This is a genomic window from Salinimicrobium oceani (assembly GCF_012037645.1).
Window position 1 is genome coordinate 1 of sequence record NZ_JAAVJR010000807.1, and the last position, 412, is coordinate 412.

Below are 412 nucleotides of genomic sequence, written 5' to 3' on the forward strand. Positions count from 1 at the left end.
TCTTACAGACAACGAAGTGGTTGAGGAGTATCCTTCCACAGTAGATCTTATCAATGCTGTGAAGATCTCCGGAAGAACTGCCCAAGGACTCGGGATAGGTTTCTTTAATGCCATTACTGAAAAGACCTATGCAACGATCAAAAATTCTGAAACAGGGGAAAAGAGGAAGCAACTGGTAGAGCCGCTTACCAATTATAATATTCTGGTGCTTGATCAACGTTTTGGAGATAATTCCTCGGTTTCTTTTATCAATACTAATACCACCCGGGAAGGACATTTTAGAGATGCTAATGCAGCCGGAGTTTATATGGATCTCACGAATAAATCCAGCACCTTTAGATATTCTGCGGGTGCCGAAGGAAGCTGGGTGGTAAGCGAAGACACAAAATTTGGAGCTGAAGTAAATGCCGCT

At 42.7% G+C, this 412-nt stretch carries 1 protein-coding gene; it reads left to right on the forward strand.

What is annotated here, in order from left to right; translation table 11 throughout:
- The coding region (locus HC175_RS19500; RefSeq protein WP_235942697.1) for a DUF5916 domain-containing protein at window positions 1-412 on the forward strand (412 nt) is incomplete at both ends.